Below are 19,746 nucleotides of genomic sequence, written 5' to 3' on the forward strand. Positions count from 1 at the left end.
TGCCGCTTCTTCACAGAACCTTCACCATGGTGTCGGACTGCTCGGACCCCGCGCCCACGACCTCGTAACCGGCCGCGAAGTACAGCCGCTGCGCGAAGTTCTTCCGTTCGACGCTGAGGCTGATCCGCGCGATCCCTGCCTCCTTCGCGCGGTCCTCGACGGCGTGCAGCAACGCGCGTCCGACACCCCGGCCGCGCCACTCCTCGGCCACGCCGATGGTGAGTTCGGGGACGTCGGCGGCCACGAACCCGTACCCCGGCGCGTCGGGAGCGAAGAAGCGCAGCCAGGCGGCGCCGACCCTCTTGCCGTCCGCCTCGGCGACCACGCCCAGGTCGCTTTCCCGCGGCCAGCCGGCGACGTAGCAGGCGGTGTTCGGAGCCGCGAGCACGCGGCGACGGCTCTTCGGCGGCCACTCCGGCGACCAGTTGACCGCGGCCACCAGCACGTCGGCCAGGAAGTCGGCGTCGTCGGCGGTCGCCGGGCGGAGCTTCACCGCTCGCGGACCCGCCCGCCGTCGACCTCCAGGCGGCGCGTCACGTGCACGGCGTCCAGCATCCGGCGGTCGTGCGTAACCAGCAGCAGGGTGCCCGGGTACTTGTCGAGCGCCGACTCGAGCTGCTCGATCGCGGCCAGGTCGAGGTGGTTGGTCGGCTCGTCCAGCACCAGCAGGTTGACCCCGCGGGCCTGCAGCAGCGCCAGCGCCGCGCGGGTCCGCTCCCCCGGCGACAGCGTCGCCGCCGACCGGAGCACGTGCGCGGCTTTGAGCCCGAACTTCGCCAGCAGCGTCCGGACGTCGGCGTCGGCCAGCTCCGGGACCTCGCGCGCGAACGCGTCGGCGAGCGGGACGTCGTCGAGGAACAGCCGCCGGGCCTGGTCGACCTCGCCGACCACGACCCCCGGCCCGAGCGCGGCGTTGCCCTCGTCGAGCGGGACCCGGCCGAGCAGCGCGGCCAGCAGCGTCGACTTGCCCGCGCCGTTGGCGCCGGTGATGGCGACCTTGTCCGCCCAGTCGATCTGCAGGTCGACCGGCCCGAGCGTGAAGCCGCCGCGGCGGACGACCGCGCCGCGCAGGGTCGCGACCACCGCGCCCGCGCGCGGGGCCGCGGCGATCTCCATCCGCAGCTCCCACTCCTTGCGGGGCTCCTCGACGACGTCCAGGCGCTCGATCATCCGGTCGGTCTGCCGGGCTTTCGACGCCTGCTTCTCGGTGGCCTCGGCGCGGAACTTGCGGGCGTTCTTGTCGTTGTCGGGCTGCTTCCGGCGGGCGTTCTTGACGCCCTTCTCCATCCACGCCCGCTGCATCCGGCCGCGCGCCTCGAGCGAGGCCTTCGTGTCGGCGAACTCCTCGTAGTCCTCACGCGCGTGCCGGCGCGCGACCTCGCGTTCCTCGAGGTAGGCCTCGTAGCCGCCGCCGTAGCTGTTGACCTGCTGCTGCACCAGGTCCAGCTCGACGACGCGGTCGACGGTCCTGGCCAGGAACTCGCGGTCGTGGCTGACCAGCACGGTCGCCGCCCGCAGCCCGGTCACGAACCGCTCCAGCCGGGCCAGGCCGTCCAGGTCGAGGTCGTTGGTCGGCTCGTCCAGCAAGAAGATGTCGTAGCGGCTCAGCAGCAGCGACGCGAGCCCGGCGCGCGCGGCCTGACCGCCCGAGAGCGACGTCATCGGCTGGTCGAGGCCGACGGCGAGACCGAGGTCGGCGGCCACTTCGGCGGCGCGGTCGTCGAGGTCGGCGCCGCCCAGGTCGAGCCAGCGGTCGAGCGCCGTCGCGTACTGGTCGTCCGCGCCCGCTTCACCCGCGGTGAGGGCTTCGGTCGCCGCGTCGAGGTCCGCCTGGGCCGCCGACACGCCGGTGCGGCGCGCGAGGAACGCCCGCACCGACTCGCCGTCCCGCCGCTCCGGCTCCTGCGGCAGGTGCCCGACGGTCGCCGACGGCGGGTTCAGCCGGATCTCGCCGCCGTCCGGTTTCGCGAGCCCGGCGAGGGTCCGCAGCAGCGTCGACTTGCCGGCGCCGTTGACACCGACCAGGCCGACGACGTCGCCCGGGGCGACGACGAGATCGAGGCCGGAGAAGAGGATGCGGTCACCGTGGCCCGCGGCCAGGTCCTTCGCGACGAGTGTTGCGCTCATGAGATCGCCGAGTCTACGGGGCCGTGGTGGACTGTCAGATCAAGGTCAAAGCCACCGGCTGTGTGTGTCGGGTGGCGCTTTGATCACTGAGTGTGGGTACCCTGTTCGGTTGTCGCGTCTTCCGTGCAGTGAGGTTGGTGAACACAGATGGGCGAACCCGCTCCCCCGGTGACCCTCGGCCGCAGGCCGAAACCGAGGGAAGGCCGCCCATCCGCGCCCCGGCCCACGGTGAGCCGGCGCCGCGAGGTGAGCCACGCCAGCGCCCGGTCGCTGCTGATGACCGTGCTCGGCGAGTACGCGCTGCCTCGTGACAAGCCCGTGTGGACGTCCATGCTGGTCGAGGTCCTCGGCATCCTCGACATCGAGGAGAAGTCCGCCCGGCAGGCGCTGGCCCGCTCGGCCGCCGAGGGCTGGGTCGTCTCCGAGCGCGTCGGGCGCCGCGTCCGCTGGTCGCTGACCCCGCCCGGGCGCCGGCTGCTGACCGAGGGCGCCGAGCGGATCTACGCCTTCGGCCGCGAGCGCCCGCCGTGGAACGGGCAGTGGCTGATGCTGATCGTGTCCGTCCCGGAGGCCAAGCGCGACCTGCGGCACCGGCTGCGCACGCGGCTGACCTGGGCGGGCTTCGGTTCGCCGGTGGCCGGCGTGTGGGTCAGCCCGGACCTGTCCCGCCAGCGCGAGGCGCAGCAGATCGTCAGCGAGCTCGGCCTCGACGCCCAGGCGATGTCGTTCACCGCGGCGTACGGCGAGGTCGGCGAACAGGAGTCGATGGTCTCGCGCTCCTGGGACCTGACCGAGCTGAAGGACCGCTACGAAGACTTCATCGACCGGTTCACCGGCCTGCACCCGACCGGCGGCCGGGCGGTGCTGCGCGCGCAGACCGAGCTGGTCCACGAGTGGCGGCGGTTCCCGTTCCTCGACCCGCAGCTGCCCGCCGAGCTCCTCCCGGCGAAGTGGAGCGGGACGAAAGCCGGGGAACTGTTCCATCACAAACACGTCGACTGGCGCCCCGAGGCCCAGCAGTATTGGGACGACATCGTCGAAGCCGAAGAAGCAGGGTGAACATGACTCAGCAGGTCCGCCTCGATCGTGACGGCGGGCTCGCCGTCCTGACCGTCGACGCTCCGCCGTTGAACCTCTACACGGCTTCGCTGCAGTCCCAGCTCGCTTCGGCGCTCGACTCGCTGGAGGAGGCGCCCGCCCGGGCCCTGCTGATCCGGGCCGAGGGCAAGATCGTCAGCGGCGGCGTGGACGTCTCGCTGTTCGACGCCCAGGGCTCGCCCGCCGAGGCGAAGGTGCTGTTCGACGAGATGCTCGCGGTGCCGGACCGGATCGCGGCGCTGCCGTTCCCGACCGTGTTCGCCGCGCACGGCCTGTGCCTGACCTGGGCGTTCGAGGTCGCCGTGGCGTGTGACCTCATCCTGGCCGCGTCGCGGGCGAAGTTCGGGCTGGTCGAGAAGGTCGTCGGGCTGACCCCGACCATGGGCGGCACCCAGCGGCTCGCTTCGCGCGCCGGAGTGGGCCGCGCGAAGGAGTTCGTCATGACCGGCGACACCTACGACGCGGCCACGCTGGAGCGCTGGAACGTCGTCAACCGCGTCCTGCCGGACGAGGGCTTCGACGAGGCCGCGCGGGAGTTCGCGCGGCAGCTCGCCGCCGGGCCGACCCGGGCCCACGCGGCGACCAAGCGCGTGCTCGACCACTTCTCCGCCGGCGGCGTTCCCGAGGCGAACGCGCACATCACGTCGATCGCGGCCGAGCTCTTCGAGACCGAGGACCTCCGCGGCGCCGTGAAGTCGTTCTTGGCCGACGGGCCGGGCAAGGCGACGTTCTCGGGCCGTTAACCGGCCGTTCGGACGGCGGTTGCCGCCGTTCGGGCCTGCGCGGTTTTCCCCGCACCGGGTTACATTCGATGTGGTCTAGACCACGTCGTCCCCGCCCCCGTGCCGTCTGGAGAACCGCCATGAGACGCACCCCCGTACGACTACGCTCCGCGCTCGCCGCCTTGCTGGTGGCGCTCGGCGGCACCGCGGCGCTAGCGCCACCCGCCGCCGCGGCCGGCTCGCTGACCGCCACCCTGGCGATGAGCGGCACCACCGGGACCTACACCGTCGCCAACACCGGCACCGCCTCGGTGAGCAACTGGGCGATCACCTTCACGCTGCCCGCCGGCGTCACCGCGTCGACCGGCGAGAACGGCACGGTGACCCAGAACGGCACGCAGGTCACGCTGACCCCCGCGTACTACATCGCGACGCTGGCGCCGGGCCGGACCACCTACCCGTACAGCCCGACGTTCCGGCTCAGCGCCGCCGCGGCACCCGCGCAGTGCCGCGTCGACAACGCCAACTGCGACGGTTCACCGGACACGCCACCGGGTGCGCCCGGCGGGCTCAGGCTGGTCACGAAGACGACCAAGACGGTCGCCTTGGCCTGGACCGCGTCGGCGGCCGGATCGTTGCCGGTCACCGGGTACGACGTCTACCAGGGCACGTCCCTGGCCGCGTCGGTGACCGGGACGAGCGCGACGATCTCCGGGCTCACCCCGGGCACGGCGTACTCGTTCACGGTGAAGGCCAAGGACGCCAAGGGGAACACGTCCCCGGCGAGCGCCGCACTGGCCGTGACGACGAACAGCCCCTCCGACGACACGCAGGCGCCGTCCGCCCCAGCCGGGCTGCGCTCGACGGCCGCGGACTCGGGCAGCGTCTCCCTGTCCTGGACGGCGTCGACGGACAACACCGGCGTGATCGGCTACGACGTGTACCGCGGATCGGTACTGGCCACCACGGTGACCACGACGTCCGCCGTCGTGACCGGGCTGGCACCGTCCACTTCGTACTCGTTCACGGTGCGGGCGCGCGACGGCTACGACAACGTGTCGGCGCCGAGCGCCGCGGTGACCGCGAAGACCGGCGACATCGTCTCGGGCTACGCGAAGGTCGGCTACTTCGTGCAGTGGGGCATCTACGGGCGCCAGTACTTCGTGAAGAACCTCGAGACGTCGGGCGCGGCGGCCAAGCTGACGCATCTGCTGTACGCGTTCGAGAACATCGACCCGGTGAACCTGACGTGCCTGTCCGGCGTCACGAAGGGCACCACGGCGAACCCGCAGGACCCGAACCAGGGTGACGGCGCCGGCGACGCCGAGGCCGACTACTCGCGGCCGTTCTCGGCGGCGCAGTCGGTGGACGGCGTGGCCGACACGGGCTGGGAGTCGTTGCGCGGCAACTTCAACCAGCTGAAGAAGCTCAAGGCGAAGCACCCCAACCTGAAGGTGCTGGTGTCGCTGGGCGGCTGGACGTACTCGAAGTACTTCTCCGACGTCGCGGCCACGGACGCGTCGCGCAAGAAGTTCGTCTCGTCGTGCGTCGACACGTGGCTGAAGGGCAACATCGCGTCCTACGGCGGCGCGGGCGGCCCGGGCACCGCGGCCGGCATCTTCGACGGCATCGACCTCGACTGGGAGTGGCCGGCGAGCGCCGACGGCCACCCGGGCAACCACTGGAGCCCGAACGACAAGGACAACCTGACCGCGCTGATGGCGGAGTTCCGCACGCAGATGGACGCGTACGGCGCGACGACCGGCAAGCGCTACCAGCTGCACGCGTTCACGCCGGCCGACCCGAACAAGGTCGCGTCCGGGTGGGACCTCTCGAAGGTGTTCAACTACCTGGACGTGGCGAACGTGCAGGGGTACGACTTCCACGGCTCGGGCAGCGACAACTCGTGGGAACCGAACCGCACCGGCCACCAGGGCAACCTGTACGCCGACGCGGACGACCCGTACCCGTTCCACTTCAGCGCCGAGGCGGCGATCAACGCGTACACGAACGCGGGCGTGGATCCGCGAAGGCTGACGTTGGGCCTGGCCTTCTACGGCCGGGGCTGGCAAGGCGTCGCGGCGGGCGGCAAGAACGGCGAGTGGCAGTCGGCGACCGGCGCGGCCCCGGGCCAGTTCGCCGAGGAAGCGGGAACGCGCGGCTACGCGAACCTGCTGGCGAGCGTCCCGAACTGCACGGTCTACCACGACACGGCGGCGGTGGCGACGTCCTGCTACACGGGCAACGGCGGCCAGTGGTGGACGTTCGACGACGCGTGGTCGATCGGGCTGAAGACGACGTGGCTGAAGCAGCGCGGCCTGCTCGGCGTGATGGCGTGGGAGATGTCGGGTGACACCGGCGGCTTGATGAACGCGGTCAGCGCCGGACTCGGTTAAGTTGTTCAGCCCGCTGAACGGAATCGGCCTTTCCGTTCAGCGGGCTGAACCTTTCCTTCAAATCGCGAACAAAGGCTCTCAACTTCTTGACTCCCGATGGTCTGGACCATGAAACTGGGCGCAGCGCACAGGGGATCCAGGACACCGTCGTCTCGAGGAGAGCCATGTCCCGCTTACGCTTGTTTTTTGCTTTGGGTGCAGCGATCCCGCTGGCACTGGGGCTGATCGCCACCCCGGCCCCGGCCGCCCCGGCGACGTTCACCCACCCCGGAGTACTGGTGAGCCGCCCCCAGCTGGACTTCGTCAAAACCCAGGTGAACGCGGGCGCCCAACCCTGGAAAGCGGCGTACGACCAGGCATTGGCGAGCCCGTACGCCTCGTTGTCCCGAACCCCGAAACCCCGCGCGGTCGTGGAATGCGGCTCCTATTCGAACCCGAACTACGGCTGCACGGACGAGCGCGAAGACGCAATCGCGGCGTACACGGATGCCCTGATCTGGTACATCTCGGGTGACGCCCGCTACGCGCAGAAGGCGATAGCGCTGATGGACGCGTGGTCGGCGACGATTACGAGCCACACCAACAGCAACGCACCCCTGCAGACGGGCTGGGCCGGCTCGTCGTGGCCCCGAGCGGCGGAGATCATCAAATATACGTACACGAGCTGGCCCAATTCGGGGCGCTTCGGCACGATGCTGCGCAACGTGTACTTGAACAAACTCATCAACGGCAGCAACAGCAACGGCAACTGGGAACTGTCCATGATGGAGGCCGCGGTCGGCATCACGGTGTTCCTGGAGGACAAGCCGAACTTCGACAAGGCGGTAACCCGGTACCGCAACCGAGTGGCGGCGTACGTGTACCTGTCTTCGGACGGCGCCTTGCCGAAGACGGTCCCTGGCAGTGGGTTGTCGTCGCGCGACCAGATCGTGGGCTACTGGCAGGGCCAGTCGACCTTCGTGGACGGCTTGACCCAGGAGACCTGCCGCGACTTCACCCACACGGGCTACGGCATCGCGGCGATCGCGGACGTGGCGGAGACGCTCCGCATCCAGGGCCAGGACGTCTACGGAACCGACGTCGGCGAGCGGCTGCGTCAGGCGCTGGGCTTCCAGTCGAAGTACCAGCTGGGGACTGCGGCGCCGTCCTGGCTTTGCTCGGGCTCCCTGAAGCTGGGGTTGGGTCCGGTGACCGAGGTGGGGTTCAACGCGCTCCACACGCGCCTGGGCATCGCCATGTCCAACACGCAGACGCTGACGGAACGCCAGCGGCCGGCGGGGTCGAACAACCTGTTCGTGGCTTGGCAGACGTTGACCCACGCGAGCAACCCGGCTTGATCTTGGGCTCCGGTCCGCCTGGCTTGTTTCCGCAGGTCAGGCGGACTGGGGACCCTGCCTGCAGAGGGAGTTGAGGGGCACGCTAGAGTACTTCTCACGCACTCAGCGAGTGCGGGTCCGGGCTGTGGCGCAGTTTGGTAGCGCACTTGACTGGGGGTCAAGGGGTCGCAGGTTCAAATCCTGTCAGCCCGACGGACAAGCCACGTTCACTCAGGTGAACGTGGCTTTCGTCGTATCCGAGGCCGTAACGCGGAGCCCGGCGGTGCCGACTACTCGTGATCCGGGTGATCACAGTTTCGACGAGGAGGCTCGCGGTGCCGTCGTTCAAGCGCCGACGCCGTTCCGATGTTCCGCGGCACACGGTGCGGATGTCGCTCGGGGTGAACCTTGCCGTTCTGCTCGTGGCTGCCATTGCGACCGCGGCCGGGATCGCGGCCCTCTTGTGGTGGGCCTTCGGACGGCCGCGGATCAGTGTCACCGCCCCGTGGACGGCGGATCAGAGCCTGAACCTGCTGAAGATCACGCTGACCGTCGTCGGTGGGATCGGTGGGATCGTGGCCCTGGTCGTCGCGTATCGGAAGCAACAGCTCAACGAGGCGGCCGAACGGCGCGAGGAAGCCAAGTTCTTCGCCGAACGGTTCACCAAGGCCGCGGAACAGCTCGGGTCGGACAAGGCCGCCGTGCGATTGGCCGGGGTGTACGCCATGGGTGGGCTGGCCGATGATTGGTACGCCGGGCGGCAGACGTGCATCGATGTACTCTGCGCGTACCTGCGCATGCCGTATCGATCGGAGGAAAATTCCCTTCCGGCCGCCGGTCACAGCAGAACACTGGGACTGCGACAACCCGGCCATGGCGCGTCGTCCGCGCCGAGGGGGAGCGAGCACGATCCGGCCGATCGTGGCGAGCGGCACGTCCGCGACACCATCATCCGGCTGATCTCCACGCACCTTCGTCCTCAGGCGCAGGTTTCGTGGCGTGGCCGAAACCTCGACTTCACCGGGGCACACTTCGACGGCGGGGACTTCAGCAACGCCGAGTTCACCAGCGGTATGGTCCTGTTCGAGAGAGCCCGGTTCACCGGCGGCTACGTGCACTTCCAAAACGCGAAGTTTTCCGGTGCGCTCGTCAGCTTCCACACGGCCGAGTTCGCCGGCGGCACGGTCAACTTCACCGAGGCCGAATTTTCCGGGGGCCGCGTCTTGTTCAACGACGCACGCTTCGAGGGAGGAACGGTCGCGTTCAAGGACACGAAGTTCCAGGACGGCAACGTGAGCTTCGGCGGCGCGAAGTTGAGGCAGGGGATCGTCTTCTTCGCGGAGTCCGCCTTCAGCGGAACTCCTGTGACCTTCGAAGGGGCTGAATTCGCCGGGACCCGCGTCGTTTTCCGTGACCCCGCGGACTGGTCCCGGCCACCGCTGTTTGACGAGTGGGACAGCCCACCTGCCGGACTGGTTCTCCCGAAGCACAAGCACAGCGACAGTCAGACCAGCTAGGGTGACCGCAGCCGATTGCAGGGGATGGACCATGACCGAGCAGGAGGGGGCGGACTGGATCCCGCCCGGGGCTGATCTTTCCCGGCCCAGCGCCGCCCGCATCTACGACTACCTTCTCGGCGGGGCCCACAACCTCACCGCCGATCGGGAGGTCGCGCGGAGGCTCGAGGCCATCCAGCCCCAAGTCGCCGCCGTGGCCAGGCGGAACCGGGCCTTTCTCCGGAGGGCAGTCAGGTTCCTGCTCGACCAAGGCGTGCGGCAGTTCCTGGACCTCGGCTCCGGCATCCCCACCGTCGGCAACGTCCACGAGGTCGCCCAAGCCACCGACCCCGCGGCGAAAGTGGTCTACGTCGACTACGAACCCGTCGCCGTCGCGCACAGCCGGATGTTGCTCAAGGGGAACAGCAACGCCGCTGCCGTCGAGGCCGATGCCACCGATACCGACGCGGTCCTGCAAGCCGAAGCCACCAAGAGGTTGCTCGACCTCGGGAAACCCGTCGGATTGCTCGCCATCACCCTCGGGCACTACCTCCCCGACGTCAGCGAGATCTTCAAAAACTACCGTGAAGTCCTCGCGCCCGGCAGCCACCTCGCGCTCACCCACCTGACGAACGACTTCGCCGTCCTGAACGATCCGCGGGTGGCCGAGACCATGCGGTCGACCCAGGACCACATCTTCCCGCGGACGAAGAGCGAAGTACTGGCACTCTTCGACGGCTTCGAGCTCGTCGAACCCGGGCTGACGACCTCCGCGAACTGGCGACCGGACCGGTTGGCCGCCGTCGTCGATCCTGAGGAAGACGGGCTCTACGCCGGCGTGGGCGTCAAGCGGTAGAACCGAAGCGCTCCCACGCCGACTGGCGGGTCATTCCCAATGCCTCGCCGATCTGGGACCACGTGCCGCCCAGTGATCGGGCCTTTCCGACCCACGCCGCCAGGTTCTGCTGGACCTGGGTGGTCGCCGCGGACACGGGAGCCAGGTTCTGGAGGACCTGTGCCAGCGGCAGGTCGTGCTCCCACGGAGCGATCAGCGGCGCGTCGGAAGGCTTGCCCTCGATCACCGACACACAGAGCTGCACACAGCCGTCGCAGATGAAGACGCCTGGGCCGCCGACCAACGTCTCCACTTCCGTGTTCGGCTTCGAACAGAACGAACAGCGGGCGATGACCGCCATGGGACCTCCCTTGTCAGGGCTGACCTTACAAGCGTAAGGGAGCGCCTGACAAGAGGAACGACGACGTCCACTCCGAAAGCTCCGTGAACCGGACCGTCAGCTCCTCGATCTCGGCCCAGCGCCGGTGCTCCCTCTCGAGGTCCGGGACCAGGAAGTCCTCCACCAGCAACAACAACGTCGCGATCTCGTACGCGACGTCGGCCAGCTGGAGGAACGGGCGGTACTCCGCCTCGACACCCGGCCCGTGCGCCGCCGCCCAGTCGCGGGCGCCGTGGCCCGCCGTGCGGCACGCGGCCACGACGCGGCGTCGCAAGGAGCCGCGGCGGGAATCCGGGTGGGCTTCGGCCAACGGGGCGACGTTCCAGGCCACCGACAGCAGGCAGCACCCGGCGTCGTCCATCGAGTCAGCGATCACACGGCGTACTCTGCGCATCCCCGCACAAAACCGCCGGTCCGACTCGCGTGGTCAGCCCATCGTGTGAAGAACCGGCCCCTATCGGGCGAGCAGCGAAACCGACACGAAATCGGCCAGTGCCTGCTGACCCGCCGCGTTGGCGTGGATGCCGTCGCCGTTGTCGTACGCCGGGAGGATGCTGTTCGGCTTCAACGGGTCCTTCAGCACCTGGTCGAAGTCGACGACGCCCGAACACGTTCCGCCGCAACTGCTCCACTTGGACACGAACAGGCCGATCTCGTGGCGGGCCAGGTTCGCCGCGTCGTCGTAGCCGGGGCGGGGCGTGCTCGGCGTGACGTACACCGCGATGCCCGCCGCGCGCAGGCGCTGGAACACCGCGCGGTAGCTGGCCAGGATCGCCGCCGCGTCGCAGCCGTACGCGAGGTCGTTCGTGCCGTAGTAGTAGATCACCGACCGGACGCCGTGCAGCGCCAGGACGTCGCGGTCCAGCCGGCTCGCCGCGTCCAGGCCCGCGACCGACGGCGGCATGCCGGGACACGTGGGGGCGCTCGTCGTACCCGAGACGCCGGCGTTGGCGACAGCGAGCGGCGCCGACGATGCGACGAACCGCCGCGCCAGGTCGTCGGTCCACCGGCGATCCGCGCCGAGCTGGGTGCAGCCCGGGCCGCAGTTCGTGCTGCCGATGCCGTCGACCACCGAGCTGCCGAACGGGACGACCGTGCCCTTCAGCGCCGTGTTGTGCACGTCGACCGCGCTGACGACGTACGTGGACCCGACCGTCGACGTATAAGCGGTGCCCGGACCGTCGGCCGTGTGGTCGCCCGAGCCCGGCGGGGTGAGGTAGTTGTCGCGCAGGGCCGCGCCGTGGCGGCCCACCACCGCCGTGCCCTCGACGGACATGCTCACGGCCAGGTTCGTGTCCGGCTTCGTCACCAGCTTGGTCTCATCGCTCCAGACCTCACCGCCCGCCGGGATCGTGACGCCCGCGCGGCCGGCGAACGTCAGCCCGCGCACCGCCGACACCGCGGCGCCGCCCGCGCTCGGCCCGGCGGTCGCGTGGCCGATGGTCAGCGGGCCGGTTCCGAACGTGTTCTGGAACCGGACGCGGACCGCGTCGCCACCCTGGCTGAGGTGCGTGATCATGCGCACCGACTGCGCTGACACCGGCGCGTCGGCCCGGCCGTCCTGCGACTGCGCCCACGACGTGAACCACGCGGGCCCGGCCCCGGCAGCTCCCGGCGCCGACGCGACGACGGCCGCGGCCACGGAAAACGCGGTCAGAAGGGCGATCCTGCGCACGGCGGCTCCCTTGTCCACTGAGGACAGTCGGCGGCGACGGCCCTGCAGCCGATCGTAAGCAGCCGATCACGGAACCGACAGGATTCTGTCCGATCTTGTCAGCGGAGGCACCCGCACGGTTCGATGGCGTGATGGAGCAGCTGCCGCCACTCTTCGGCGAACCGTACGAAACGCAGGACGGCACCACGGTGATCCCCGTCAGCCGCCCGGTCGGGGTGTTCGCGATCCGCGAGGGCCAGGTCAAGTGGGAACCGGCCGTCGACGCCACGCGCGTCGCCCTGCTGGCGGTGACGACCGGCCTGGTGGCCGCGACGCTCGGCACCCTCGCGGTGCTGCGGCGGCCGCCGTGGCCGGACGTCTCCCTGCGCCGTTAAGCGCCGCCGGCCGCCGCGCCCTTGGCCAGTGCCTGGACGCGGCCGAACGGGCCGTTGTAGTAGTTCTGGTCCCCCGGCAGGCCGCCGCCGCGGGCGAACTGCCAGATGCTCTGCTTGTCCCAGCCGGCGGGCAGTTCGCCGACGTCCGCGCCGTAACGCGCGAGCCAGAGCGGGTTGGTGTTCCCGAACTGCCCCGCGTTGCCGGTGCAGCGCTTCCACCACGCCGTGCTCGTGTAGATCAGCGCGCTGCGCTTCACCTTCGCCAGGTAGGTGCGGGTGAAGTCGGCGATCCACGCCGTCAGGTCGGCCGCGTTCTTGCCGTAGCAGACCTCGCCGTACGGGTTGTACTCGATGTCCAGCGCGCCCGGCAGGGTCGTGCCGTCGGCGCGCCAGCCACCGCCGTGGGCGATGAAGTACTCCGCCTGCTCGGCGCCGCCGGAGACGTCCGGGCGGCCGAAGTGGTAGGCGCCGCGGATGATGCCCGCCGCGTGCGCGCCGTCGTACTGCTGCCCGTACTGCGGGTTGACGAACCCGGTGCCTTCGGTCGCCTTGACGTAGGTGAACTGCGCGCCGGCGCCGGCCGCGGCGGCCCAGTCGACCGGGCCCTGGTGCCCGCTGACGTCGTGGCCGAGCGTCTGCCCGACGTCGTCCAGGCGTGGGGTGCCCTGGACGCCTTCGTGGAGCGCGATCTGCGTGCCGGCGTAGTTCGCGTCCGCCAGCGAATAGTCGGGGGCGGCCGCCGCGGGCGGGGCGGTGACGACCGCCGCGAGCGCGGCCAGCGCGCCCGCTCCCGCGAGCCGCGCCCGCCACTTCGGTTGTTCGGCCAGGCTTCGGCTCATCCGGGCTCCGATCTCGGTACTGGCACGTCCGAAGCCCATGCTGCCCGCCCGTGTCGCTCTTCGCGACACTTCTGTCACTCGATGTAGTGACTCACAGCTCGGTCGTGATGATCGCTTCCACGAGGACCTCCCCCACCCGGGTCAGTTCGACGACGCCGTCGTCCGGGTCCAACCGGACGAGCCCGCGCGCGGCCAGCGAGCGGAATTTGCCCAGCCACGGCTCCGCGAACAGCGACCGGCCGGGGAACCGCGAGCGGTGCAGCGAGTCCCGCAGCGGCTGCAACGTCGTCAGCGCCATCTTGACCGCCCGCGCCTCCTGTGCCTCCGGGGTGAACCGCGTCGCCGACCCCAGCGGGATGCGCCCGGCCGCCACGGTTTCGGGGTAGCGCCGGGAGTTCACGTCGGTGATCGCCTCGGACGCGTGGCAGCTCGAGCTGCCGCCGAGCCCGATCGCGACTTCGGCCTCCTGCTTGTCCTGGTCGACCATGATGGACTTCCACTTCTCCGGCCCGAGGCCGTCGCGCGCGAAGTACATCGTCGGGTGCTCGGTGTAGCCGGCCGCGCGCAGGCCGTCGGTGAGCAGCTCGCGCATCTGGTACTGCTCGCCGAGGGTCGGCCAGCGGTGGCCGTCGCGCACCAGCTTGTCCCGGTAGGACGGCAGCTGCCACGCGGCGGGCTTCTCCCCCGTGACGCCGGTGCGGGTGTCGCTGTAGGACGCCAGGTGCAGCTTCGTGCACACGACCGCGGTGACTTCGTTCTCCAGCACGACGTCCAGGTCGCGCCGGACGCTGTCGAGGGTCTGGTCGAGCAGGCCGTACATGAGGTCGATGCTGATCCAGTCGAACCCGGCGCGCTGCGCGTTGCGGACGAAGTCGACGCACATCGCCGCGCTGTGCTCGCGGCCGCACAGCTCCAGCACGTGGTCGTCGAACGACTGGACGCCGCTGGACAGCTTGGTGCAGCCCAGTTCCCGCAGCAGGTCCAGCTTCGCCGGGGTGAACGTGCTGGGATCGCCCTCGAAGCGGATCGTGGTGTCGCCGGTGAACCCGAAGTGCGCGCGGTAGAACTCCAGCAGCCGGCGGATCTCCGGCTCCGGCAGCAGCGACGGCGTGCCGCCGAAGACGTTGAACTCCCCCACTTCGGCCCGGGCCAGGTTCGGCACGGCGTCGAGCCACAGCTTCGCCTCGGCGATGTTCAGGTCGACCCAGTGCTTCGCCTTTTCGTACGTCACCTCGGGTTTGCCCTTCACCAGCACCACCGGGTACTGGCAGAAGCGGCAGCGGTAGGCGCACGTCGGGATGTAGGACCAGAGGTGGATCGGGCCGGCGGACGCGAGCTGCGCGTCCAGGTCGCGCAGGAACTCCGCCGGCGTGCCGGGGACGTTGCCGGGGAACACGTGCGCCCCGAACGGGTCCTCGCGGACGAACTCGAGCAGGTGCCGGTTCTCGGGCGCTTCCAGGGCGTCGAGCACGGCGGGCCGGGGCCACGCCGGGTCGAGACCGTGCAGCGACCCGATCGCCGCTTCGTAGGCGAGCGTCATCAGAACACCCCTCCGTTGCCGAAGTAGTTGTGGGCTTCCCCCGATTCGCGATCCTCGCAGTAGTAGTGGACGAACTCCGCGAAGCGAGCGGGAGGGATCTCCGCCAAGCACGGCGGCAGCGGGGGCGGGAAGCCGATGTCTTCGCCGACGTGCTCCCGCAGGCACGCGAACAGCTCGTCGGCGAATTCGAAGTACAGCCGGTACGACGGCGTCTTGTAGGCGTGGATCGGCGTGAAGTCGACGACGCGCATCTCGTCCCGGATCTCCGCGATCCGCCGGGCCAGCCGGGCGGCCAGCTCCGCGCCGAAGAACGCGATGACGGCGTCGTCTTCGAGCAGCGCGGGGGTCAGCAGCACCGGCAGGATGGTGTTCTTCGGCGTGAAGTCCTTGATCGAGAACTCCCACGCCTGCCGCGCCTCGGCTTCGGTCAGGTCCGCCGCGGCGGCGGGCGTCGCGGGCCGGATGTCGCGCATGACGATGATGCCGTCCGAGCCGTACGCCCGGCCCGCGATCACCTCGTCGATGGCGTGGTCCACGCGCCGCGGGTTGATCTCGACGCGCGAGCGCGGCGCGTACGTGATCGCGTCGCCGCCGCTGGCCACCTTGATCCCGAAGTCCCAGTCGTCGGAGAGGTGGCTGACGAACTTCCCGTCCTGCAGCTGGTAGAAGATCTCGATGCCGCCGGCGCGCTCGTAGGCGTCGCGCTCGACGGCGAACCCCTTGCCGTCCGGGAAGCCGCCGAACAGCGAGAACGTCACCGCGCGGCACCGCAGCGTCCGCTGGATCGCGTCCCACAGCCGCGGGCGGCCGGTGAAGTGCCCGGCGTTGTAGTAGTAGTCGCAGACGCCGATCGCGGCCTTGCTCGTCTCCATCGCGGCGAAGAGCTCGCTGAGCCAGTGCGCGTCGACGCGGCAGTCGGCGTCGGCCGACACGAGGTAGAACCGCTCCCCCGGATCGGTGTCGGGCCGGTTGCGGCTGCGCGCCGCGGCGAAGTCCATCCCGGCCCGCCGCGCGCACGAAACCCCCTGCTCGGACTCGTGGATGACGTGCAGCGCCAGGTCCGGGTGGGCCGCCGCGAAGTCGCGGGCGATCGACACGGTGTCGTCGGTCGAGTTGTTGTCCACCAGCACGACCTCGTAGCGGCCCCGGTCGAGCGGCCCGTCGCCGTCGCGCTGGTCGTGCAGCGTCCGCAGCACCTCCGGCAGGTTCGCGGCTTCGTTGTACACCGGCAGCACGACGCTCAGCCGCGTGCCCGCCCCCATCGGCGGCGGGTAGAGCCGGTCGACGAGGCCGTCGACGACCGGCGTGCCGAACCGCGCCCGCCCGAGTTCCGAGTTCGCCCGCACCACTTCCGCCCGTTTCCCTTCGTCGGTGATCAGCTCGGCCACCTCGCGGGCGAACGCCGCGTCCGGCAGGTCGCGCGCCCGGATGTCCAGCACCGGGGCCCGGAACCCGCCGTAGACGACGTCGTAGAGCTCGTACCCGCTGGTGATGTACGGCGTCCCGGAGGCGATGGCTTCGCTGACCGGGTTGCCGTAGCTCTCGTAGTCGTAAGAGGTCAGGAACGACACGACCGTCGCGTGCGCGAGCAGGTCGCGCACCGAGTAGCGGCCGGGCAGCGCCGTGTCGTACGGCGTCAGCCAGCCGCCGAAGACGACGCGGTCGCGCACACCGAGGCGGTCCGCCAGCGCGACGAGCCGGGTGTGCTCGGCGGGTGCCTCTTCGACGTCGCCGGCGACGAACAGCCAGGCGTCCGGCAGCAGCGCCAGCAGGTGCAGGTCCCGGTCGACGCGCTTCTGCGGGATGATCCGGGTGATCCGGGCCAGCAGCGGGACGTTCGCGGGAATGCCGTGGTCCCGGCGGAAACCGGCGTTGCGCTCGTCGATCCGCGCGGGGGCGATGGCGAACGCGTTGGGCAGGACGTCGATGTTCCGCAGACCGGGAACCCATTCCAGGGTCCGGGCCTTCGCCTGCTCGTGGAGCGCGAAGTAGTGGATGTGCGGCGAGTTCCGCGGCGCGGGGACGCCGGGGTACGGGAACCGGCCGTACTTGGCGATCCCCGGTTCGCTCTGCCACATCAGGTCGTGGTCGCGCCAGAACACGAACCGGCCGAGCCGGTGCCGGGCGCCGTAGCGGTCGATCGCCCGGTACAGCGCTTCGGTGTAGGTCAGGTTCTCCGGCAGGGTCCCGTTTTCGACCGCCACCATGGTCACGCCGAGGCGTTCCCAGGTCGCGACGATGCGGGTGGCCAGCTCCCCGGCGATCCGGTCGATCTCCGGGCGCAGCGTCTCGTCACCGCCCTGGACCACTTCCCGGAGCACCCGTTCGACGAACGCGCGGTCGTAGCCGCGGATCTGCTCGACGCCCTCGACGCGGTCGAGCGTGACCCAGTCCGGCAGCAGGCCCGCTTCGTCGCGGTAGGGCCGGAAGAAAGCACCCTTGTCGGCCTTGATGTCGTAGCCGAGGTCGAGGTGCACCCGGCGCCCGCGCAGCCGGCCCGCCGTCTTGAGGAACTCCACCACGACCCCGGATAGCGGGGTGGCGTCGAAGGACACGCCCCAGAGCACTGACATCGATGTCGGACTCCCGTCTCGGCTTCGCCGTCACCGCCAGCCTACGGGTTGTGGCGGCGGGCGGCCGCGTGAGCAGAGAGCGCTTTCCTCCGGTCCGCGGTGGTTGACCGCGGCCCGGCGACGCCCCAGAGTGGCTCCACGAACCGGGCCCTCGGGGTGCTGACCTGCGGCGCCTTCCTCTCCGTCGTGCTCGGGGTCCTCGGTTCCGGGGAACCCGTGCTCTCCCTCGTGCTGGGCGCCGTCTTCGCCGCCCTCGCCACACTGGGCTTCGGCTGGGTGCAGGACCGCGGCCGGCTCGGCTGGGCGGCGGGTTACGTCGCCGTGCAGCTCCCGCTGTCCTTCTTCGTCTTCACGGTCAACGCCGGCGTCGGGGCGACGCTGTTCCTGGTCGTGCTGGTCAGCCAGTGCGTGCTGCTGCGGCTGCCGCTCCCGGTGGTCGCGCTGGTGATCGCCGTGGTGCCGCTCGTGCACCTCGGGATGTCGCTCGGCGAAGGCCTGCGCGAAGGGCTCGGCACCCTGGTTTCGGTGCTGTTCGCGGCCGTCATCACCGAACTCCTCGTGCGCGAGCAGCGGTCCCGGGGCGAACTCGCCGAAGCGCACGCGAAGCTGCGCGACTACGCCACCCAGGCGGAACGGCTGGCCACGGCGCAGGAGCGCAACCGGGTCGCCCGGGACATCCACGACGGGCTCGGGCATTCGCTCACTGTCGTCCAGATGCAGGTCAAGGCCGCGCGGGCGGTGCTGCCGACCGATCCCGGCAAGGCCGACGAAGTCCTGGCCAAGGCTCAGGACCAGGCCGAGAACGCCCTCGCGGAAGTCCGCCGGTCGGTCAAGGCGCTGCGCGAACCGCGGCCGGCGCCGTTGCCGGACGCCCTGGAGGCACTGGCCACCGAAGCCGGGGTGCCGGCGCGGCTCACCGTGTCCGGCGCCGAACGCCCGCTGCCCGAAGCACACCGGGAGGCCCTGTTCCGGGCCGCGCAGGAGGGTCTGACGAACGTCCGGAAGCACGCGTCCGCCGGGCGGGTGGACCTCCTGCTGGACTACGCCGAGACGTCGGTGCGGGTCTCGGTGCGCGACGACGGCGTCGGCAGCGACGACGGTGCGCCCGCCGGCTTCGGGCTGCTGGGGCTGCGGGAACGCGCCGAGAACCTGGGTGGCAAGCTCGACTTCACCTCGGCGCCCGGCGAGGGCAGCGCGCTGAGCATGGAGGTCCCGGGATGACGCCGGTCCGCGTCCTGCTCGTCGACGACCAGGCCCTCTTCCGCGAAGCCCTCGGCACCCTCCTCGCCACCCACGACGGCATCGACGTCGTCGGCGAAGCGGGCAATGGCGAGGAAGCGCTGAGCCAGGCGGCCGCGCTGACCCCGGACGTCGTCCTGATGGACCTGCGCATGCCGGTCCTCGACGGCGTCGGCGCCACCCGGCGGCTGCGGCGGGCGCACCCGGCCGTCCAGGTCATCGCGCTGACCACGTTCGACGACGACGAAGACGTCTTCGCCGCGTTGCGCGCGGGTGCGGTCGGCTACCTGCTCAAGGACGTCTCGTCGGCGCGGCTGATCGAGGCGGTGCGGGCCGCCGCGCGCGGGGAGTCCGTGCTGCAGCCCTCGGTCGCCGCGAAGGTCGTCGCGCGGTTCGCGCAGCTGGCCGACGCGCCCGAGCCGCGGCCGCAGCCGCTGGTCGTACCGCTGTCGGACCGCGAACTCGAGGTGCTGCGCCTGCTCGCCGGCGGCCGCAGCAACCGCGAGATCGCCACGACGCTGTTCCTCGCCGAGGGCACGGTGAAGAACCACGTGACGAACCTGCTGGGCAAGCTCGGTGCCCGCGACCGCACGCAAGCCGCGTTGCGCGCGAGGGACCTCGGCCTGCTCTGACGCGGTCACATGACCCGGGTCATGACTTCCGGCACCTGGCAGCACGGCGCCGGACCGGGATTCTCGTCCAGGACGAAACCTGGAGGGACCCGCGATGACCACCGCCGAGACACCGAGATCCACCACCCGCAAGCTCGCCCGGTTCGCCGGCCACTACGTCGAAATGGTCGTCGCCATGCTGATCGGCATGGTCGCGCTCGCCCCGCTGTGGCCGTCGGCCTGGCTCGAGCGGGCCGATGTCGAAGCGCTCGTGATGGCCACGGACATGACCGTCGCGATGGTGCTCGCCATGGCGCTGCGCCGGCACTCCTGGCCACGGATCGCCGAGATGGCCGCCGCCATGTACCTGCCGTTCGTGGCGCTGCTCGTGCCCTACTGGCTCGGCGCGCTCTCCGGCACCGCGCTGATGGTCGCCGGGCACGTGCTCATGGTCCCGCTGATGCTCGCCGCCATGGTGTGGCGCCGCGCCGAGTACTGGCACTGA

At 70.5% G+C, this 19,746-nt stretch carries 18 protein-coding genes and 1 tRNA gene; 11 read left to right on the plus strand and 8 right to left on the minus strand.

Annotated features, from left to right (window positions below; translation table 11 throughout):
- Positions 1-10: 10 nt before the first annotated feature.
- Both ACLJQM_RS41485 and ACLJQM_RS41490 read right to left on the minus strand, forming a co-directional pair.
- Positions 11-493 (minus strand): GNAT family N-acetyltransferase, encoded by a 483-nt coding sequence (locus ACLJQM_RS41485; RefSeq protein ID WP_410635806.1) that lies wholly within the window; start codon positions 491-493, stop codon positions 11-13.
- Positions 490-2,127 (minus strand): ABC-F family ATP-binding cassette domain-containing protein, encoded by a 1,638-nt coding sequence (locus tag ACLJQM_RS41490; protein WP_410635807.1) that lies wholly within the window; start codon positions 2,125-2,127, stop codon positions 490-492. The genes ACLJQM_RS41485 and ACLJQM_RS41490 overlap by 4 nt, the downstream gene beginning before the upstream one ends.
- Positions 2,128-2,274: 147 nt before the next feature.
- On the opposite strand from ACLJQM_RS41490, the gene ACLJQM_RS41495 reads away from it, so the two are divergent.
- The 7 genes from ACLJQM_RS41495 to ACLJQM_RS41525 all read left to right on the plus strand — a co-directional run bounded on the left by ACLJQM_RS41495 (position 2,275) and on the right by ACLJQM_RS41525 (position 10,011).
- The gene (locus tag ACLJQM_RS41495; RefSeq protein ID WP_281506287.1) at positions 2,275-3,186 is read left to right on the plus strand and encodes a PaaX family transcriptional regulator C-terminal domain-containing protein; all 912 of its coding nucleotides are present in this window, start codon (positions 2,275-2,277) and stop codon (positions 3,184-3,186) included.
- Between the two features lie 2 nt (positions 3,187-3,188).
- Positions 3,189-3,968, plus strand: a complete 780-nt coding sequence (locus ACLJQM_RS41500; protein ID WP_247023109.1) for an enoyl-CoA hydratase/isomerase family protein — start codon at positions 3,189-3,191, stop codon at positions 3,966-3,968.
- 161 nt (positions 3,969-4,129) lie between these two features.
- On the plus strand, positions 4,130-6,343 hold the full coding sequence (locus ACLJQM_RS41505) for a glycosyl hydrolase family 18 protein (protein WP_410635867.1): 2,214 nt from the start codon (positions 4,130-4,132) through the stop codon (positions 6,341-6,343).
- Between the two features lie 164 nt (positions 6,344-6,507).
- On the plus strand, positions 6,508-7,680 hold the full coding sequence (locus ACLJQM_RS41510; RefSeq protein ID WP_410635809.1) for an alginate lyase family protein: 1,173 nt from the start codon (positions 6,508-6,510) through the stop codon (positions 7,678-7,680).
- 118 nt (positions 7,681-7,798) lie between these two features.
- Positions 7,799-7,872 (plus strand) — tRNA-Pro (locus tag ACLJQM_RS41515).
- A gap of 83 nt (positions 7,873-7,955) precedes the next feature.
- Positions 7,956-9,176 (plus strand): pentapeptide repeat-containing protein, encoded by a 1,221-nt coding sequence (locus ACLJQM_RS41520; RefSeq protein WP_410635810.1) that lies wholly within the window; start codon positions 7,956-7,958, stop codon positions 9,174-9,176.
- Position 9,177: 1 nt separating this feature from the next.
- Positions 9,178-10,011 (plus strand): SAM-dependent methyltransferase, encoded by an 834-nt coding sequence (locus tag ACLJQM_RS41525; protein WP_410635811.1) that lies wholly within the window; start codon positions 9,178-9,180, stop codon positions 10,009-10,011.
- On the opposite strand, the gene ACLJQM_RS41530 is transcribed toward ACLJQM_RS41525, so the two are convergent.
- The 3 genes from ACLJQM_RS41530 to ACLJQM_RS41540 form a co-directional block, all read right to left on the minus strand.
- Complete coding sequence (locus tag ACLJQM_RS41530) at positions 10,001-10,351, minus strand: ClpX C4-type zinc finger protein (protein ID WP_247023087.1); 351 nt, start codon at positions 10,349-10,351, stop codon at positions 10,001-10,003. The genes ACLJQM_RS41525 and ACLJQM_RS41530 overlap by 11 nt on opposite strands.
- Positions 10,352-10,376: 25 nt before the next feature.
- Positions 10,377-10,763, minus strand: coding sequence for a hypothetical protein (locus ACLJQM_RS41535; RefSeq protein ID WP_410635868.1), 387 nt, complete (start codon positions 10,761-10,763; stop codon positions 10,377-10,379).
- Between the two features lie 81 nt (positions 10,764-10,844).
- Positions 10,845-12,065, minus strand: coding sequence for a GDSL-type esterase/lipase family protein (locus ACLJQM_RS41540; protein ID WP_410635812.1), 1,221 nt, complete (start codon positions 12,063-12,065; stop codon positions 10,845-10,847).
- 131 nt (positions 12,066-12,196) lie between these two features.
- Between ACLJQM_RS41540 and ACLJQM_RS41545 the strand changes: the two genes are divergently transcribed.
- Entirely contained in the window at positions 12,197-12,439 is a 243-nt protein-coding gene (locus ACLJQM_RS41545; RefSeq protein ID WP_410635813.1) for a hypothetical protein, read from the plus strand.
- On the opposite strand, the gene ACLJQM_RS41550 is transcribed toward ACLJQM_RS41545, so the two are convergent.
- From ACLJQM_RS41550 to ACLJQM_RS41560, 3 genes are all read right to left on the minus strand, one after another.
- Positions 12,436-13,278 carry a GH25 family lysozyme gene (locus ACLJQM_RS41550; RefSeq protein WP_360770836.1) on the minus strand — a complete coding sequence of 281 codons (843 nt, stop codon included), beginning with the start codon at positions 13,276-13,278 and terminating at the stop codon, positions 12,436-12,438. The two genes, ACLJQM_RS41545 and ACLJQM_RS41550, sit on opposite strands and share 4 nt — an antisense overlap.
- Before the next feature lie 91 nt (positions 13,279-13,369).
- Complete coding sequence (locus ACLJQM_RS41555) at positions 13,370-14,818, minus strand: radical SAM protein (protein ID WP_410635814.1); 1,449 nt, start codon at positions 14,816-14,818, stop codon at positions 13,370-13,372.
- The gene (locus ACLJQM_RS41560; protein ID WP_410635815.1) at positions 14,818-17,391 is read right to left on the minus strand and encodes a glycosyltransferase; all 2,574 of its coding nucleotides are present in this window, start codon (positions 17,389-17,391) and stop codon (positions 14,818-14,820) included. Before ACLJQM_RS41560 ends, ACLJQM_RS41555 begins: the two co-directional genes overlap by 1 nt.
- A gap of 99 nt (positions 17,392-17,490) precedes the next feature.
- Between ACLJQM_RS41560 and ACLJQM_RS41565 the strand changes: the two genes are divergently transcribed.
- The 3 genes from ACLJQM_RS41565 (at position 17,491) to ACLJQM_RS41575 (ending at position 19,746) form a co-directional block, all read left to right on the plus strand.
- Positions 17,491-18,612 (plus strand): sensor histidine kinase, encoded by a 1,122-nt coding sequence (locus ACLJQM_RS41565; RefSeq protein WP_410635817.1) that lies wholly within the window; start codon positions 17,491-17,493, stop codon positions 18,610-18,612.
- Complete coding sequence (locus tag ACLJQM_RS41570) at positions 18,609-19,262, plus strand: response regulator (protein WP_410635819.1); 654 nt, start codon at positions 18,609-18,611, stop codon at positions 19,260-19,262. The genes ACLJQM_RS41565 and ACLJQM_RS41570 overlap by 4 nt, the downstream gene beginning before the upstream one ends.
- 94 nt (positions 19,263-19,356) lie before the next feature.
- Positions 19,357-19,746, plus strand: coding sequence for a hypothetical protein (locus ACLJQM_RS41575; RefSeq protein ID WP_410635820.1), 390 nt, complete (start codon positions 19,357-19,359; stop codon positions 19,744-19,746).

It is taken from the genome of Amycolatopsis sp. cmx-4-83, assembly GCF_046548815.1.
Classification (GTDB): Bacteria; Actinomycetota; Actinomycetes; order Mycobacteriales; family Pseudonocardiaceae; genus Amycolatopsis; species Amycolatopsis pretoriensis_A.

What these genes read in the sequence shown, in the direction of transcription:
- ACLJQM_RS41490 (WP_410635807.1), bottom strand. Translation starts at nt 2,127, where the DNA reads ATGAGCGCAACACTCGTCGCGAAGGACCTGGCCGCGGGCCACGGTGAC.
- ACLJQM_RS41495 (WP_281506287.1), top strand. Translation starts at nt 2,275, where the DNA reads ATGGGCGAACCCGCTCCCCCGGTGACCCTCGGCCGCAGGCCGAAACCG.
- ACLJQM_RS41500 (WP_247023109.1), top strand. Translation starts at nt 3,189, where the DNA reads ATGACTCAGCAGGTCCGCCTCGATCGTGACGGCGGGCTCGCCGTCCTG.
- ACLJQM_RS41510 (WP_410635809.1), top strand. Translation starts at nt 6,508, where the DNA reads ATGTCCCGCTTACGCTTGTTTTTTGCTTTGGGTGCAGCGATCCCGCTG.
- ACLJQM_RS41530 (WP_247023087.1), bottom strand. Translation starts at nt 10,351, where the DNA reads ATGGCGGTCATCGCCCGCTGTTCGTTCTGTTCGAAGCCGAACACGGAA.
- ACLJQM_RS41545 (WP_410635813.1), top strand. Translation starts at nt 12,197, where the DNA reads ATGGAGCAGCTGCCGCCACTCTTCGGCGAACCGTACGAAACGCAGGAC.
- ACLJQM_RS41550 (WP_360770836.1), bottom strand. Translation starts at nt 13,278, where the DNA reads ATGAGCCGAAGCCTGGCCGAACAACCGAAGTGGCGGGCGCGGCTCGCG.
- ACLJQM_RS41555 (WP_410635814.1), bottom strand. Translation starts at nt 14,818, where the DNA reads ATGACGCTCGCCTACGAAGCGGCGATCGGGTCGCTGCACGGTCTCGAC.
- ACLJQM_RS41560 (WP_410635815.1), bottom strand. Translation starts at nt 17,391, where the DNA reads ATGTCAGTGCTCTGGGGCGTGTCCTTCGACGCCACCCCGCTATCCGGG.
- ACLJQM_RS41570 (WP_410635819.1), top strand. Translation starts at nt 18,609, where the DNA reads ATGACGCCGGTCCGCGTCCTGCTCGTCGACGACCAGGCCCTCTTCCGC.
- ACLJQM_RS41575 (WP_410635820.1), top strand. Translation starts at nt 19,357, where the DNA reads ATGACCACCGCCGAGACACCGAGATCCACCACCCGCAAGCTCGCCCGG.